The 15,547-nt window shown below is 69.9% G+C and carries 19 protein-coding genes and 1 pseudogene; 7 read left to right on the top strand and 13 right to left on the bottom strand.

The genetic code is table 11. The annotated features are described in order from the left end of the window. Window positions 1–39: 39 nt before the first annotated feature. Entirely contained in the window at window positions 40–924 is an 885-nt protein-coding gene (gene bchL, locus CJZ98_RS08810; protein WP_094590466.1) for a ferredoxin:protochlorophyllide reductase (ATP-dependent) iron-sulfur ATP-binding protein, read from the top strand. A gap of 48 nt (window positions 925–972) precedes the next feature. Then, the gene (locus CJZ98_RS08805; RefSeq protein ID WP_157910932.1) at window positions 973–1,329 is read left to right on the top strand and encodes a hypothetical protein; all 357 of its coding nucleotides are present in this window, start codon (window positions 973–975) and stop codon (window positions 1,327–1,329) included. Window positions 1,330–1,377: 48 nt separating this feature from the next. Here the strand turns inward: CJZ98_RS08805 and CJZ98_RS08800 are convergent, their stop codons facing one another. The 6 genes from CJZ98_RS08800 to psaM all read right to left on the bottom strand — a co-directional run bounded on the left by CJZ98_RS08800 (window position 1,378) and on the right by psaM (window position 5,526). Then, a complete protein-coding gene (locus CJZ98_RS08800) occupies window positions 1,378–2,265 on the bottom strand; it encodes a hypothetical protein (protein ID WP_094590462.1) in 888 nt (295 codons plus the stop codon). Next, entirely contained in the window at window positions 2,262–2,876 is a 615-nt protein-coding gene (locus CJZ98_RS08795; RefSeq protein WP_198537629.1) for a hypothetical protein, read from the bottom strand. The genes CJZ98_RS08800 and CJZ98_RS08795 overlap by 4 nt, the downstream gene beginning before the upstream one ends. Before the next feature lie 97 nt (window positions 2,877–2,973). Beyond that, window positions 2,974–3,666 carry a fumarylacetoacetate hydrolase family protein gene (locus CJZ98_RS08790; RefSeq protein ID WP_157910931.1) on the bottom strand — a complete coding sequence of 231 codons (693 nt, stop codon included), beginning with the start codon at window positions 3,664–3,666 and terminating at the stop codon, window positions 2,974–2,976. Between the two features lie 23 nt (window positions 3,667–3,689). Next, the gene (locus tag CJZ98_RS08785; protein ID WP_094590458.1) at window positions 3,690–4,694 is read right to left on the bottom strand and encodes a protochlorophyllide reductase; all 1,005 of its coding nucleotides are present in this window, start codon (window positions 4,692–4,694) and stop codon (window positions 3,690–3,692) included. Between the two features lie 27 nt (window positions 4,695–4,721). Then, entirely contained in the window at window positions 4,722–5,360 is a 639-nt protein-coding gene (locus tag CJZ98_RS19080; RefSeq protein WP_232756346.1) for a hypothetical protein, read from the bottom strand. A 61-nt stretch (window positions 5,361–5,421) separates the two neighbouring features. Further along, window positions 5,422–5,526 (bottom strand): photosystem I reaction center subunit XII, encoded by a 105-nt coding sequence (gene psaM, locus CJZ98_RS08775; protein ID WP_094590456.1) that lies wholly within the window; start codon window positions 5,524–5,526, stop codon window positions 5,422–5,424. Window positions 5,527–5,811: 285 nt separating this feature from the next. Between psaM and CJZ98_RS08770 the strand changes: the two genes are divergently transcribed. After that, window positions 5,812–6,294, top strand: a complete 483-nt coding sequence (locus CJZ98_RS08770; RefSeq protein ID WP_255082353.1) for a CRR6 family NdhI maturation factor — start codon at window positions 5,812–5,814, stop codon at window positions 6,292–6,294. A gap of 24 nt (window positions 6,295–6,318) precedes the next feature. Further along, window positions 6,319–7,137, top strand: a complete 819-nt coding sequence (locus CJZ98_RS08765; protein ID WP_232756345.1) for a lipoyl protein ligase domain-containing protein — start codon at window positions 6,319–6,321, stop codon at window positions 7,135–7,137. Here the strand turns inward: CJZ98_RS08765 and CJZ98_RS08760 are convergent. Beyond that, window positions 7,050–8,333: a site-2 protease family protein gene (locus CJZ98_RS08760; RefSeq protein ID WP_094590454.1), complete on the bottom strand. Its 1,284-nt coding sequence runs from the start codon at window positions 8,331–8,333 to the stop codon at window positions 7,050–7,052. The two genes, CJZ98_RS08765 and CJZ98_RS08760, sit on opposite strands and share 88 nt — an antisense overlap. Before the next feature lie 118 nt (window positions 8,334–8,451). Between CJZ98_RS08760 and CJZ98_RS08755 the strand changes: the two genes are divergently transcribed. Together CJZ98_RS08755 and CJZ98_RS08750 are read left to right on the top strand one after the other, a co-directional pair. Continuing rightward, entirely contained in the window at window positions 8,452–9,153 is a 702-nt protein-coding gene (locus CJZ98_RS08755; protein ID WP_094590452.1) for a phosphoribosylanthranilate isomerase, read from the top strand. A 9-nt stretch (window positions 9,154–9,162) separates the two neighbouring features. Continuing rightward, window positions 9,163–9,795: a hypothetical protein gene (locus CJZ98_RS08750; protein ID WP_094590450.1), complete on the top strand. Its 633-nt coding sequence runs from the start codon at window positions 9,163–9,165 to the stop codon at window positions 9,793–9,795. Between the two features lie 62 nt (window positions 9,796–9,857). On the opposite strand, the gene folE is transcribed toward CJZ98_RS08750, so the two are convergent. The 6 genes from folE to CJZ98_RS08720 form a co-directional block, all read right to left on the bottom strand. Next, a complete protein-coding gene (folE, locus tag CJZ98_RS08745) occupies window positions 9,858–10,601 on the bottom strand; it encodes a GTP cyclohydrolase I (protein WP_094590448.1) in 744 nt (247 codons plus the stop codon). Window positions 10,602–10,610: 9 nt separating this feature from the next. Next, window positions 10,611–11,360 (bottom strand): SDR family oxidoreductase, encoded by a 750-nt coding sequence (locus CJZ98_RS08740; RefSeq protein ID WP_094590541.1) that lies wholly within the window; start codon window positions 11,358–11,360, stop codon window positions 10,611–10,613. 82 nt (window positions 11,361–11,442) lie between these two features. Further along, complete coding sequence (locus CJZ98_RS08735; RefSeq protein WP_094590446.1) at window positions 11,443–12,432, bottom strand: acetyl-CoA carboxylase carboxyltransferase subunit alpha; 990 nt, start codon at window positions 12,430–12,432, stop codon at window positions 11,443–11,445. A gap of 138 nt (window positions 12,433–12,570) precedes the next feature. Then, window positions 12,571–13,614 (bottom strand): long-chain acyl-[acyl-carrier-protein] reductase, encoded by a 1,044-nt coding sequence (locus tag CJZ98_RS08730; RefSeq protein ID WP_094590444.1) that lies wholly within the window; start codon window positions 13,612–13,614, stop codon window positions 12,571–12,573. Window positions 13,615–13,722: 108 nt separating this feature from the next. After that, the gene (locus CJZ98_RS08725; protein WP_094590442.1) at window positions 13,723–14,442 is read right to left on the bottom strand and encodes an aldehyde oxygenase (deformylating); all 720 of its coding nucleotides are present in this window, start codon (window positions 14,440–14,442) and stop codon (window positions 13,723–13,725) included. A 26-nt stretch (window positions 14,443–14,468) separates the two neighbouring features. Next, window positions 14,469–15,290 (bottom strand): creatininase family protein, encoded by an 822-nt coding sequence (locus CJZ98_RS08720; RefSeq protein ID WP_094590440.1) that lies wholly within the window; start codon window positions 15,288–15,290, stop codon window positions 14,469–14,471. Window positions 15,291–15,344: 54 nt separating this feature from the next. Between CJZ98_RS08720 and CJZ98_RS08715 the strand changes: the two are divergent. Next, window positions 15,345–15,547 (top strand): annotated as a pseudogene (locus CJZ98_RS08715) (S1 RNA-binding domain-containing protein); the annotation flags it as partial.

Below are 15,547 nucleotides of genomic sequence, written 5' to 3'. Positions count from 1 at the left end.
TCCATCCCTCTACCCCTTTTCCCCCCTTTTCCCCCTCCCATGACCACGACCCTCTCCCGTCCCGATGGCGAAGGCTCCCTGCAGGTGCACCAGGACCCGAGCCTTCACATCGAGGCGGGCGCCCTGGTGATCGCCGTTTACGGCAAGGGGGGGATCGGCAAATCCACCACCTCCTCCAACCTCTCGGCGGCCTTCTCCAAGCTCGGCAAGCGGGTGCTGCAGATCGGCTGCGATCCCAAGCACGACAGCACCTTCACCCTCACCAAGTCGATGGTGCCCACCGTGATCGACATCCTCGAGACGGTTGACTTCCACACCGAAGAACTGCGGCCCGAGGACTTCGTGTTCCAGGGCTTCAATGGCGTGATGTGCGTGGAATCGGGTGGCCCGCCGGCGGGCACCGGCTGCGGTGGCTACGTGACCGGCCAGACCGTGAAGCTGCTCAAGGAGCACCACCTGCTGGAAGACACCGACGTGGTGATCTTCGACGTGCTCGGCGATGTGGTCTGCGGTGGGTTTGCGGCGCCCCTGCAACATGCCGACTACTGCCTGATCGTGACGGCGAATGACTTTGATTCGATCTTCGCCATGAACCGGATCATCGCCGCGATCCAGGCCAAGGCCAAGAACTACAAGGTTCGGCTCGGCGGCGTGGTAGCCAACCGCTCCAAGGACACCGACCAGATCGATCGTTTCAACGCGCGGGTGGGCATGAAGACCATGGCCCACTTCCCCGATCTCGATGCCATCCGCCGCTCGCGCCTGAAGAAGTGCACGATCTTCGAGATGGAGGCCAGCCCCGAGGTGGAGGCTGTGCAGCAGGAGTATCTGAACCTGGCCCAGCGCATGCTCGACAAGGTGGAGCCCCTGGAGGCCGAGTCACTCAAGGATCGCGAGATCTTCGACCTGCTGGGCTTCGACTGATCGGGATCCCCCTGTTCAGGTCAGGTCATCCATGGCATGGTGCAACCCATGCCGTCCTCCAGACCCACCCCGGATTCCAGGGGCCGCAGCAGCGGGATCCGGCGGAGTGCCGGCCCCGGCCAACGGCGCCGTGGGGGGATCAGCCAGGCCAGCCAGTGGATCTCCGGCCTGATCGGCCTGCTGTTTCTCGGCACGGCCCTGTTGTTCGCCTACCTGGTGGTGGGTGAGGGAATCGACCACATGGCCCAGGACTACGAGGCCGGAGCCCTGATGGAGAGCCCTTCGCTGGAGGAGGCTGAACGGCGCCGGGCCCAGCGCCCCCCCAGGCCCTACCCCCTGGAGCCCACCCTGCAGGGGCGGATCCTGAGCCGACTGCAGCGGCTGCTCCAGGGCCGCATTCCCTGATCTGGGCGGGCAGGGCCCGGATCCTGGCGTCAGCTCAGACGCGACTGCTCAGATCTCGGCAACGGCCCGCTCCACCAGCCGCCGGGCCACCGCCTGCACGCCAGTGTGGGCATAGGTGTCGGTGAAGGCATCCAGGAAGGCCGCCAGCCCTTCCATCCGCCCCTGCCAAGGCCCGAGCGTGCCCTCCAGCGCCTGCACCGCCCTCTGGCCTGTGAGACCGAGCTGGCCGATGAAGCCGCCGGCCCAGCCCGCCCAGCTCTCCACGCCACGGCGCAGGAAGCCCAGGTGGGCCTGGTCGCCGCGGCCGGGCAGCAGGCCACTGAGGCGGCCGTAGGCCGGAAGCTGCCGCAACTCGCCGCCGCTCACCTGGCCCAGCAGGCCGTCGAGGCGCTCCAGGGCCTGGTTGCCCAGGGGCAGTAAGGCGTCGAAGCAGATCAGCGCCGCCATGCGCACCCGGGCATCGCCGGCGTAGTCCGCCAGGGCGGCCGTGAAGTCGCCGAAGGAGTCTCCAGGCAGGCCATTCACCTGGGTGAAGGCCAGCAGCTCGGCGCCCACCTTGAGGCTGAGGTCGGCGGCCTGGAGCCTGTCGCTGGGGGGCGTGATGCTGCCGATGCGCTTGAGCAGGGGCAGGCCCGCGGTCACGTTGGCCAGCACCCGCAGGCCGCCACTGGCCCGCTGGGAACGGTTCACGGCGTCGTAGAGGCTGAGGGCCCGGCCGTAGCCCTCGTGGCGGGCGCGGCTGAGCAGGTCAGCCCGGGCCCGCACCTGGCGCACCAGGGACGGATCGTCGTCGCCGAGTACCTCGGCGATCAGGGCATCGGCGTTGGTGGGGTTGCTCCAACCGCCGGGCACCAGGGTGGCGATGCCCCGCAGGGCCAGCACCGTGAGGCCCCGGCGGGGCAGGCGATCGAGGCGATCGAGAACGGTGGGGCTCATGCGGCCTCCTGCAGGGCGGACTCAGAGCTGTAGGCGCCGTTGCGGATCCCCGGGGCGGCCGCTACCGGCGGAGGGCCCGCCGCTCCGGCCGGCAGGCGGCCCGCGGCAGTCCGCCCCCGGGCGGGGGCCAGGGCCGCCAGACCCGGCAGATCGAAGCCCTCCAGCAGCACGTGGCGCTGATCGGCCGCCAGGCCCTGGCCCTGGCCGATCACCTTCACCTGGAAGCGATCGGCCACCAGCAGGGCACTGGCCTGGGCCCCCTGCTCCAGCAGCGGCCAGCCCTGGAGGCGCTCCCGGCTGCCCTCAAACTTGGCGCGGGCTTCAGGGGCGGTGCGGGTGTCGGAGATGGCGAGCAGGGCCAGGGCCTCGCCGCCCTGCTTGAGCCTGGCCTCGCTGAAGCCGCGCTTCTCCTGGGTGAACACCAGTTGCTGGCCGGCCTCCGGAGCCGGGAACAGGCGGTTGAAGGCGCTGCCATTCACCACCTGGGCCAGGGGCACATCGGCCACGGTGCCGCCGGGCAGCCAGGAGCTGAAGGGCGCCAGCACCACGGCACCCACCAGCAGACCTGTCGCCAGCAGGGCCGCCAGGCCCCAGCGCAGGGCACGGTTCATCGTCTGCTCAGGCAGTGCCCCCGGGTCTTAGCAACGGAGGGCCCGGCCGGCTGCCCTGGCCCGTCGGGAAGACGGAAGGAGCGGCGGGGCCGCCGGTTCAACCCTCTGACAGCAGCGGATCGAGCACCGGATTGCTGAGGGTTCCCACGCCGCTGATGCTCACCTCCACCCGGTCGCCATGGCGCAGGAAGCGGGGCGGCGTGCGGCCGGCCCCCACGCCCGAGGGGGTGCCGGTGAGAATCACCGTGCCCCGCAGCAGGGTGGTGCCGCGACTCAGATCGGCGATCAGCCGCGCCACCGGGAACAGCATCGAGGCGGTGCTGTCGTGCTGCACCAGCGCGCCGTTGAGGCTGGTGCGCAGCTCCAGGGCCTGCAGATCCGGCACCTGGCCGATCGGCACGGGCTCACCCAGGGGACAGAAGCCATCGAAGCTCTTGCCACGGCACCACTGGCCGCCGCCACCATGCCACTGCCACCAGCGCTGGCTCACGTCGTTGGCCACGGCCACGTGGGAGAGCACGGAGCGGGCTTCACCCTCCGGCACATCGCGGGCATCACAGCCCAGGATCACCGCCAGTTCGCCCTCGTAGTCGACCCCGGGATCCGGGGTGTGCACCACCGGCGGCAGCAGGATGGGCTCGCCATCGCCGATCACCGCGGCAGGGTTCTTGAAGAACAGCACCGGCTCCGTGGGGGCCTCCAGGCCCAGCTCGCGGGCATGGGCCGCGTAGTTCTTGCCGATCCCGAGGATGGCGGGGGGATAGGCACGGCGGACCGGGGGCGAAGCCATCAGGGCGGTGCTGGGTTCGCGGCTCAGGGGCGGGCCACCAGCGTGCGGGAGTACTCCCACACCCCCTTGGCGGTGTCGGGATTGCTGGCCTTGTCGGAGAGCTCCTGGCTGAACTGCTTGCCGCCCTTGCTCTGGCGGTTGCCCCAGCTCCAGTGCACCCCCGACACGGCGAAGTCGGGATCGGCCACCACCTGGGCCACCCGTTCGCCGGCCAGGGCCTGGCTCACATAACCGCCGGTGATGTTCTTCTGGAACCAGGGGAAGATCCTCTGGAACGCCTTGGGGGTGTTGCGGAAGAGGGGGGTGTCCGCCACGCAGCCCGGATAGAGCGAGCTGAACACGATGCCGCTGGAGGCATGCAGGCGCCGGTGCAGCTCCTGGGTGGTGATCATGTTGCAGAGCTTGCTGTCCTTGTAGGCCTTGCCGGGCTTGAAGGGCTTGCCATCGGCCATGGCGATGGGCGCCTTGAAGCCCGCCTTGAAGCCGGAGAGATCGCCCAGATCGGCGGGGGCCGGGATCGGGATCTTGCCGCCGAGTTCCTTGGAATTGGCCGTCACGGTGCCGAGGATCACCACCCGGCGCGAGGGATGGGTGGATCTGTGCAGGTCGTCGAGCAGCAGCTGGATCAGCAGGAAATGGCCCAGGTGATTGGTGGCCATCGAGATCTCATAGCCCTGCGGCGACCACTCGGGTTGCTTGAGCCGCGGCTTGTAGACAGCGGCATTGACCACCAGGGCATCGATGGGAAAACCCAGGGAGCCCACCAGGGTCTCCACGCCAATACGCACGCTGTCCAGATCGCCCAGGTCGATGCGCAGATGGTGCAACCGCTCCTGGGGAATCCCCAGGGACTTGGCGGCGGCGGCGGCCCGGATCGGATCGCGGTTGGCGGTCACCACGGTCCAACCGCGGTCCACCAGCGCCTTGACGGCGTTGAGACCTACCCCCGAAGTGGTGCCTGTGATCAGGACTGCTCCGGGAGTGGCCGCCGTGGAGGAGGGAGTGCTGGTGGTGGAACTGGAAACCATGGCGCCCTGCGCGCGGCGGGTCACAACCTACGGATGGGAAGGGCGGGTGCCGGGGGTGCCAGGGGGCTGCTCAACAGTTGGAAACGGGCTGGAGGGGCCCGAGGAGCCGGCGGCGCCGATCTGCTGGTTCTGCTGTTCCCAGACCACCCGCAGCCGGTTGGGAGCAATCCACTGGTCCTGCTCCTCGATCAGGCGCTGCTCGCCCCCGGTGGCGAACAGCTGATCGAAGCGCTCGCGGGCCTTGAACAGCTTGGCCTTCTGGATCTCGAGCACAGCGGTGATCTCGCCGTGGCGATCGAGGCGTTCCTGGTAGGCCCCCGCCAGGCGCACAAGGCTCACCACGGCCACCAGCGACAGCCCCAGCTTGAGGGTGAGGCCCATGGCACTGCAGATCAGCTCCTGCTGGCCGCTGGAGGGCCTCAGACCGGGGTGCTCCGGAAGGGGGGAGGGGCTGCTGAGGGCGGAGCCCGCGGCCTGGAGGTCCGGGCTGCGGTTGTCAAGGCCGGCGGCCAGGGCACCCACAAGACCCCCTGGGGCCGCCGCTGCGGTGACACCCGGGCGACGCCCAGAGCCGGGGCGGGCGCTGGAGGGTTTGGGCGTGGAGGAGCTGGGGTCCCGGCGTGCGGATCTCCGCTGAGATGGCTGGGCGTGCCGGGGGGAGCTCAAGGCTGGGGTAGCGGCGGGGCTGGCCCGCTTGTAGCAGGCCGGCCCCAGCCTGCCAAGGGCATCAGGCGCGATAGAGACTGGCGGCCAGACGCACGGCCAGCACACCGGCGTGGGCAGCCACCACCAGGGCAATCAGCACTTCGGCCTGGGTGAGGGACGAAACCATGACCTGTTCTGAGCAAAAGATGTCGGGCCCATTGTCTGCGGCCCGGCCGCCCGCGCGCTTCGAGGTCGGAGGGCTGTCACAGCTCTTGATGGCGGCCCGGGATGGTCCCCCGCCCGCCCCCTCGCCCCCGGCGCGTTGGCCGAGAGACTGGTCTCCAATCCGGCCGATGGATCCGGCGGGACCCGCCAGGGCCCTCCGCTGGCACACGGACCACGCCCAGGCAGCGGGCAAGGTCACTCCCATCGCGAAGCCGCTACCGTCCAGGCCCTGCTGCCGCCCCGGACCGTGTCGCCCCTCCCCTCGGCCCCGCTGACGATTCCGGCGGAGGCCGTGAGCCGGCGCAGCCTGGCGCCCCTGAGTCCACTGCGGGGCCTGGCCGCGAGCGAGCTCCAAGCCCGCAGCGGCACGCTGGAACTCGCCTTCGAGTGGCCCCGCGATCCGGAGGATCCCCGTGAGCTCTCCGAGATCCCCGAACTGAGGGTGTGGAGCCTGCGGGCCGATGCCCTCTGCCCCTGGCTGCCCCTATTGCTGGAGCGCAGTGGCGGCCAGCTCACGCGCCATGTGGCGATGCTGCTGCCCCACAGCTTCAGCCGCAGCGAGGGGATCCGCTTTGCCCCCGAGGCCCTGGAACTGTGGATCACCCACCGGCTCTTCCTGCTGGATGGCTGGGGCCGGGAGCAGGGACTGAGCTGCCGCGGCAACCTGGAGCAGATGGCCGCGGTGCTGGGCTTTGAGCTGGACGGGAGCTTCTGGGATGGGCTCGACTGACGCAGCGCCCGGCGCCATGCGGCCTTGACGGCTCCCTGGCGCTGGATCCCCCTCCTGGAGGCCGATGGAGCCCTGCAGATGGCTCTGGATGACTGGCTGCTGGACCAGGCGCTGGCGGGCGGGCCGCCGGTGCTGCGCCTCTATGGCTGGAGCCGGCCGACCCTGTCGCTGGGCTTCCACCAGCGGCGCCTGGAGAGCCACTGGCCCTCCCTGGCCGCCGCCGGCCGGCTGGCTCTGGTGCGGCGCCCCAGCGGCGGCCGCGCCGTGCTGCACGAGCCGGAGCAGGCGGGCCTCACCTATGCCCTGGTCCAGAGGCCGGCCCAGGCCAATCGGCCACGGGCCTACGCCGACAGCTGCCGCTGGCTGCAGCGGGCGTTCCGGGAGCTGGGGCAGCCCCTGGCCATGGGCCGGGCGGCAGCCCGGGCAGAGGCCCCCCTGCAACGCGCCAGCTGCTTCGCCACCAGCACCGCTGCCGACCTGGTCCATGCCAACGGCGCCAAGCGCATCGGCAGCGCCCAGCTCTGGCGCCAGGGAACGCTTCTGCAGCACGGCAGCCTGCTGCTGGCCCCATCGGAAACCCTGTGGCGGGAGGTGTTCGGCGAAGCGCCGACACCGCTGCCGCCCCTGGGCCTGGGGGGCCATGAGCTCATGACGCTCCTGCGCCGCTGCGCCGAGCAGGACCTCTGCGCGGGAGGGCTGCAGGAGCAGCCCCTGGGTGGCGAAGAGTGGGCCGCCGTCCAGGCCCGCGCTGAGCGCTACCGCTGGCCGGCGGCCGGCGCGAGTCTGGTGTCGTCAGCGCCGGAGGCCACGTCGCCGCTGGCCACCATGGCCCGCGCCACCTGAGCCAGGGCCATGCCTAGGGGATAGCTGCCCTGGCGGCGGGCGGCCTCCAGCAGTGGCGGCGGCAGCTTCACCCCGAGGCGCGCCAGCACCACCTCGGCAATCTCGGGGCGCTCCAGGGTGCCACTGGGCAGACCCGCCGGCCCCAGCACCAGCAGCCGTGAGGCCGGATCCCCCTCCCGATCGAGCTGAAGCACCGCCTGCCAGAGGGGTGAGTCCTCCCGGATCGAGGGCAGGCTATCCAGGGGGCGCATGTGGTCCTCCACCCGCTCCTGGTCCCAGCACTGCACCGGCAGCGCATTGAGGGCAGCATCGTCGATCACGCCGCGCCAGCGCCCGCCCTCGCACACCAGCAGCCAGTCGGCCGGGCCCTTGGCTTCACCGATGCGGATCCGACTCAGGTCCCGCAGGCTGGCGCCGGCCTCGAGCACCCGGAAGCGGCGGCGGGCCGCATCGCGCACGGTCAGATCCTTGAGGGCCTGCTGCAGGGCCAGCATCTGGGTCTGGTTGCGGGCCGAGCCCAGGCCGAACCAGCCCAGCAGGATCAGCCACAGGCTGCCGACGCTGCCGCTGCGCAGCAGCAAGACCGTGCCCAGGCCCACCGCCAGCAGCGACAGGAAACGGCCGGTGGCGGTCGCCACCTGGGTGCCCTTGCGCTGGCTGCCTGTCCACTGCCACACCAGAGCCTTGAGGATCAGGCCGCCATCGAGGGGCAGGCCCGGCAGCAGGTTGAACAGAGCCAGCACCAGGTTGAGGGTGCCCAGCTCGGTGACCATCGCCCCCAGCAGGGGCGAGAGGTGGGCGGCGCCATGGCGGCTACCGATCAGCAGACCGGCCAGGGCCAGGCTCACGGCCGGACCGGCGGCGGCCACCAGCAGGGCGCCGCTGGCGCGGCTGCACTCCCGCTCCACGCTGGCCACACCGCCGAGCAGAAACAAGGTGATGCTGCGCACCTTCACCCCCTGGCTGAGGGCGGCCACGGAGTGGCCCAGCTCATGCAGCAGCACGGAGACGAACAGCAGCAGGGCCGTGGCCAGGGCCACGAGCCAGAGCAGCGGCGCGGCGCTGCCGCGGGCCGCGAACTCGGCGGCGAACTGCTGCTGGAAGGCCAGGGTGGCCAGGCCCAGGATCACAAACCAGCTGGGGTGGATACGCAGGGGGATGCCCCGGATCGTCAGCAGCTGCCAGCCTTCACCCACGCACGGAGCCCCAGTGCGCCGATCCTAGAAAGGTCGGACCCTTCAGGCCGCCGTCTCCGCCGCCGTGTCCGCCGTGTCCACCCCACCCACACCCCGCTCGGGTTCTGCCCGCGAGCTTGTGCCCGCAGCGCCCCAAGCTCCAGTGTGGCCTCGCCAGCGCCCGCTGCTCAAGGTGTGCGGCCTGCGCCAGCCCCAGCAAGCGGCCGCCGTGGCAGCCCTGGGGGTCGATGCCCTGGGCGTGATCGGCGTGCGGCGCTCGCCCCGCTGGCTAGCGCCAGACGAGCGCCCCGCCCTGTTTGCTGCGATGGCCGAGGCCGCCCCGGCCTGCCTGGGAGTGCTGGTGGTGGCCAACCCCGGCGAGGCCGAGCTGGCGGAGCTGGCGACGGGGCTGGGGCATCAGGTGGTGCAGCTCCATGGCGACGAGTCGCCCCAGCGCTGCGTCGAGCTGCGCCAGCGCCTGGGCCCGGAGCTGGGGCTGTGGAAGGCCCTGCGCATCCGCCGGCCCACGGATCTGGAGCTGGCGGAGGCCTACGCCCCCCACGTGGATGCGCTGCTGCTGGATGCCTGGGTGCCGGACCAGCTGGGCGGCACGGGCCACCGCATACCGATCGAGTGGCTGCAGGCATTCCGCCCGAGCCTGCCCTGGTGGCTGGCCGGCGGCATCGGCCCCGAGCGGGTGGCGCCGGTGCTGGCGTCCCTGCGCCCCGATGGCCTCGATGCCTCCAGTGCCCTTGAGTACGCCCCGGGCGACAAGGACCTCGGGCGGGTCGCCGCCCTGGTGGCTGCCCTGCGGCCTTTCCGCCAGGATCAGCCCAGCTGAGCTGCGTCCATGGCCCCCTCCCGGTTCCCCCTTCCCGTCGCCGGTGCCCACCTTGGCCACGGGGCGGCAGCCAGCATCGCTGCCACTGCCTTCGCTGCCACTGCCTTCGCTTCCACTGCCTTTGCTGCCACAGGCTTCATTGCCGCTGCCTTCGGCGCGACCGGCCTCACCGCGAGCGTCCTCGCCCTCGGGGGTGCCGCCCGAGCCCAGGATCTGGTGGGCTGCCAACTGGTGGGTGCAAACATCCAGTGCGTGCCGGGGGTGAGCGCCGATCCCCAGCAGCAGATCCGTGCCCTGGAGCAGCAGCTCTCGAACACCCTCCTGCAGGAGGGGGCCGTGCAGCAGCAGATCAATGGCCTGAGCCAGCTGGTGCTGGACGGCAATGCCGCCGTGGGGGGGCTGCTCACAGCCACCGCCGTCGCCTCCGCACAGGCGGCCCTGCCGACGGCCAACTACCACTGGTATCGCCTGGCCCCGGGCCAGCGCAGCTGGGTACTGATCGAAGGTGCCAAAGGCACCACCTACGTTCCCAGCCCGATCGACATTGGCCAGAAGCTGATGGTGGTGACCGTGGTGACGCAGAACGGCCAGGTCAAGCGGGTGGCGTCAGCGCCACTGGGGCCGGTCAAGGCCGCCCCCTGAAGAGCTACTCAGCTGGCCCCCAGTGGAGCCAGCTGATCTACGCGCCATTGGGCAACTGAGGCTCAGTGGCCCAGCAGCGATTCCTGCTGCTTCACCAGCTCGAAGAACTCGGCCTTGAGGCTGGGGTCGTGGCGGAAATCACCGCGAACCACCGAATTCACCATGCTGGTCTGGGGTTCCTTCACGCCGCGCCACTTCATGCAGTAGTGCTGAGCCTTGACAAGGATCGCCAGGCCCTGGGGCTCACAGAGGCGCTCGATCTCGTCGGCCAGGATCATCACCGCCTCCTCCTGGATGTGGGGTCGGGAGAAGACCCAGTCCGCCACCCGGGCGAACTTGGAGAGGCCGATCACCCGTTCACCCGGCTTGATGCCGATCCAGCAGGAGCCGAGAATCGGCACCAGGTGGTGCGAACAAGCGGAGCGCACCGTGATCGGTCCCACGGTGTAGATCTCATCAAGCTTCTTGACATTGGGGAAGCTGGCGATCTTGGGCTGCTGGTGATAGCGGCCTTTGAACACTTCATGCAGATACATCCGGGCGACGCGCTCGGCCGTCTCCTCGGTGTTGTGGTCGTTATCGATGTCGATCACGAGGCTGCGAAGCAGCTCCCGCACCTTGCCGGCCACCTCGATCTCCAGCTGGTCGAGTTCGCCCTCAAGCAGCTGGTTGGCGATGTTGTCGTTGGCGAGAAACGGCACCCCCGCGGCTTCCAGCCGCTGGCGGATGCGCAGACTCACAGGCAGCGGTGCCGAGTCCGGGGTGGTCGGCTGGCTGGTGAAGCCCGAGGGAAGGGTGGAGGTCATGGAGTGATCTCAGAGAGCGCCGGCGGCCGGCATGAGGGTGAGGTCCTCCACAACTTGGGAGGCGGGCTGTTGGGCGAGGAACAGCAGGGCTTCGGCCGCACGCTCGGGATCAAGCATGGCACGCCGATCAAAGGAACTGTGGACGGTTTCGCTATCCCACAGGGGCGTATTGACCGCACCCAGGGTGAGCGTGCTCACCCTGATCCCGTGGGGGCGCTCCTCCTCCGCCAGGCAGCGGCTGAAGGAGGCCAGGGCGGCCTTGCTGGCGCAGTAGGCCCCCCAGTCGGGGAAGGAGTTGCGGGCGGCATGGCTGCTCAGGTTGATCAGGTGACCGCCACCGGCCGCCCGCAGGGCGGGCAGCACCGCCTGGCTCACCTGGAACACGCTGGTCAAATTGAGCTGGAACAGCCACTGCCAGCGCTCCACGGGCATCGCGGCCAGGGGGCCGGTATAGGCGGCGCCGGCGTTGTTGATCACCACCTGGGGGGTGAGGCCGCGGCCCAGCAGCCCGGCCAGGCCAGGGGCAATGGCACCGGGATCGGCCAGATCCAGGGCCAGGGTCTCAATCCGGCGGGCTCCAGGGGGGAGGCCTCCAGCGGGGTTGAACTCGCCAGTGCCGTGGCGCAGCTCCTCGGCCAGCGCCTCCAAGGGGTCGGCGCTGCGGGAGAGCAGCAGCAGGTCGAAGCCGGCTGCGGCGAAGCGCCGGGCGGCGGCGGCGCCGATGCCCCTTGAGGCGCCGGTGATCAAGGCAACGGGCAAGCACACAGGGGGCACTGCCCCCGGGAAAGGAAACGAAACCTTAAAGGTTCGGATCCTCGAGCGGACGGGGCGAAGGCCCCGCTCAGGAACTCAGCGATGTATCGGTGGCACCCGCCTCCAGATAGCGCCCCATGGCACGGAACTTGGCGTAGCGCTGCTGGGTGAGCTCGGCCTCAGTCAGCCGCTGGAGTTCGCCCAGATGCCGCAGCAGCGCCTGCTTGAGCCCCTCAGCCGCCTGCAGCGGCGACCAATGGTTGCCGCCGGAAGGTTCGGTGATCACATCATCGATCACGCCCAGCTTGAGCAGGTCGCTGGCGGTGATCTTGAGGGCCTCGGCGGCGGCGGCGGCCTTGCCGGCATCCCGCCAGAGGATCGAGGCGCAGGCCTCGGGGCTGGCCACGGTATAGACGCTGTGTTCGAACATCAGCAGCCGGTCGGCCACACCGATGCCCAGGGCCCCGCCGGAGCCCCCCTCGCCGATCACGGTGGCAATGATCGGCACCCGCAACCGGAACATCTCGCGCAGGTTCACGGCGATGGCCTCGCCCTGGCCCTGCTCCTCGGCCAGCAGGCCGGCATAGGCGCCGGGGGTGTCGATGAAGGTCAGGATGGGCAGGCGGAAGCGGTCAGCGTGCTCCATCAGGCGCAGGGCCTTGCGGTAGCCCCCAGGGGAGGCCATGCCGAAGTTGCGGGCCACGTTCTCCTTGGTGTCGCGCCCCTTCTGGTGGCCCAACAGCACGCAGGCCTGGTCGCCGATGCGGCCGACGCCGCCCACCAGTGCCTGGTCATCGCTGCCACGGCGGTCGCCGTGCAGCTCGATCCACTCATCGGTGAGCACCTGGATGTAATCGAGGGTGCTGGGCCGCTGGGGATGGCGCGCCACCTGGATCTTCTGGGCCGGGGTGAGGTTGGTGAAGATCTCCTCACGGCGGCGGGCGGCAAGGGTTTCGAGCTGCAGCAGCTGCTGGCTCACGTCCACCTCGGAATCCTTGGCCAGCTGACGGATCTGCTCGATCTGCTCCTCCAGCTCCACCAGAGGCTTCTCAAACTCAAGCAGGGGGCGGCGGGCCATGGCGGGGGGCGGACTGGGGGGCGTAAGGAAGGGGCCTGGATGGAGAACTGACCTCGCGCGGCGGTGCGATCCAGGCTGCGGTGCGATTCAGATGGTGGTGCGATTTAGACAGCGGTGCGATTCAGACGGCGGTGCGATTCAGACAGCGGCCAACTGACCCAGGCGGGCCGGATCGAGGCCGAGGGCCTGGAAACCATGCCGCAGGGAGGCCCCACCGATCAGCTCCATCGCCTCCAGGGTGATGTTGTTACGGCCCCAGCTGAAATTGGTGTGGATGCCCTCGAACTCCAGCAGCATCGCCTCGGCGAAGCAGGCGAACAGCTGGCGCCTGGGGTTCTCCATCTCGGCGACTTCCATCATCTGCCAGCCAAGGTCCTGCCAGAACTCCACAATGCCGCCCTTCACCACATAGACGCCCTCACCGGCGAACTTGCTGTCCAGGTTCTTGGGATAGCCGCCGTCGATCATCAGGCAGGGCTTCTTGAGGCTGGCGGGATCGATGGCCAGGCCCTGGGGCAGGCTGGCGACCCACACCACCACATCGGCCTCGGGCAGGGCCTCCTCCAGGGGCAGGATGCGGCCGCCGCCCAGATCGCTCTGCAGCTCCTGCAGGCGCTGCTGTTGGCGGGCCACCAGCAGCAGCTCGCCCACGCCGGTGCGCTGCAGCCAACGGCAGACGGCACTGCCGATGTCGCCGGTGGCGCCCACCACGGCCACCTTGGCCTTGGCCAGGTCGATGCCGAGCAGGGGGGCGTTGCGCTCCACCTGCTGGCAGATCACCCAGGCGGTGTGGGTGTTGCCGGTGGTGAAGCGCTCCCACTCCAGGGTGGTGCCGCGGATGTGCTGCTCCTTGAGCAGGTTGAAGTTCTCGAAGATGATCGAGGTGAAGCCGCCCAGCGCCGTGATGGCGATGTCGTTTTTCTGGGCCAGCTCCATGGCGCTGAGCACCTTGCGGCGCGCTGTCTTGAAGCGGCTCAGCATCTCAGGCACGAACACCGAATCGATGTAGGCACCCTCGATCACCTGGCCGGTGCGGCTGGTGACATGCACCGTTTCCACCAACTGGGGCGGAGCCACGCACCACATGTCGAAATCGCCCTCGGCGTACTCGGGATAACCAAGGGCAAGGGCCTTGCTCCGGGCCTCGTCAAGACTGGTGGAGTGACCGATCAGGCCGAACATGCAGGTGGGTGGTAGCTGGAGGGCGGCGGGCGCAGGGTCAGATGTGACCGTGAACACAGTTTGCCACGGGCTGCCGGCCCGACCGGCTGACGCGACCGAACAGCCCCCTCAGCCCAGCAGGGCAGCAGTGGCCAGGCGGGCGATCTCGCGGGAGGTGAAGCCGATTTCGATCAGGGCCTCCTGATAGGAGGTCATGAAATCGGCCATCAGATCCTCTTTGTCCATGTGCAGGGCCGCGGCGTCATCGGCCACCTGCTCCAGCATCTTGCGCACCAGCGGCAGGTTGTCGCGGTTGGCCTGCTCCAGCTCCTCGCGCACGCTCTCCAGGTTGGCCTTGAGCCACTCCTGGCCATAGTTGAGGTGGGTGTACTCATCCTTCACCACACCCTCAGTGATCTTGCGGGCGAAGGGATCGGACACCGGAATATAGATGTGGTAAGCCGAGATGGCGAAGGCCTCGATCAGGATCGCCTGGATCAGCAGGCATGTGGTCACCTTGCCCTCGGCCAGGGCCACCTGGAAGTTGTCGTGCAGGGGGGTGAAGAACTGCTTGGCGAAGGCCATGTCCGCCTCCACGCCGAGGTTGGCGGCGCAGGCGGTGAAGCCCTTCTTGTGCTTGAGCTCCATGCGGGCCAGCTTGGTGAGCTCCTCGGCCTGCTCGGGGATCAGGCTGCCGATGGCGATGTAGTTGTCATGGGCCTCCTGCTCGCCCTCGATCACGATCGCGTTGATGCGGCTGTAGGCGTCCTTATAGGTAGCGCTCGCAAAATCGGGCAGTGCGGAGCCCTCGAGGGTGGCGGAGGCCGCTGCGGTGTCGAGGGTGGCCATGGCTACCGGAACAGGAACAGGTCAGGTCACGACTGTAACCATGGCGATCCGGAGCTGACGGGCGGCCAGGCGCTGGCCAACAGGTCGGAGAACAGCCGGGTCCAGCCCGCCACGAGCTGCTCGAACAGGCGCTCGCCCAGGGCGGCGTCGGCTCCGCGGGCATCCCCCACCACTCCCGAACGGGAGAGATCGGCGGTGAGCCAGGCCTGGGGCACCGCCCCCTCCAGACTCCAGCCGGGCGGCGGTGGCTCCGGCAGCAGCCCATCGACGGGGCGCTGCGGGCCCACCAGCTCCGGCGCCAGGTGCAGCATCAGGCTGGTTTCAGCCAGGCCGGCATGCAGCCCCTGGCTGCGCTCGGGCTCGGGAATCAGCTCGGCGACGCCCTCGGGGCCGCTCCACAGGAACAGCGGCAGCACCGCCAGCTCAGGATGGGCGGCCCGCAGCTGGCGGGCGGCCACCTGCAGCAGGGCGATCTGGCCGCCATGGCCGTTGAACAGCACCAGGCGCCGGAACCCGGCGGCGGCCAACTGGCCGCCGAGGGCCACGACCTGGGCGATCAGCAGCTCCGCCGGCAGGCTGAGGGTGCCGGGAAAGCCGCGGTGCTCCGGGGAGAAGCCAAAGCTCCAGCAGGGCAGGCTCCAGATCGGTGGGTCAGCACCGTCCTGCCCCAGCCGCTCCAGCACCGCCGCGGCCAGGCGCTCGGCGAACAGGGCATCGGTGCCGAGCGGCAGCTGGGGGCCGTGCTGCTCGAAGGCGCCGAAGGGCCAGATCACGGTGCTGCTCGGCCGGGCAGCCGCCCGCTGCAGCTCGGGCCAGCTGAGCTGCTCCAGACGGCGGTAGGGGCGCATCCAGAAAGCCCAGGGGACGTCTCTACAGTGTGGCGCTGTGCATCCCTCGTGGTCATGGCCGGATCCGGCACCCCGCAGCCCCCCCAGCCGCCGACCAGGCCCCAGGCCCAGTCCCCCCGGCCGACGCCGCCGGCGCCGGTGCGGCCCGCCGCAGCCCAGGCGCCGGTGCGCAAGCCGCCCCAGGTGCTGGCCATCAACCGCCGCGAGGAGCAGGACCGACTGGAGCGTGAGGCCACCGAGGCCCGGGCCGCCGCCGA

The sequence above is a fragment of the Vulcanococcus limneticus LL genome, from assembly GCF_002252705.1.
In the GTDB taxonomy this organism is placed as follows: Bacteria; Cyanobacteriota; Cyanobacteriia; order PCC-6307; family Cyanobiaceae; genus Vulcanococcus; species Vulcanococcus limneticus.
The sequence above is the reverse complement of the archived record's forward strand: the minus strand, read 5'-3'. Positions and strand labels throughout refer to the sequence as shown.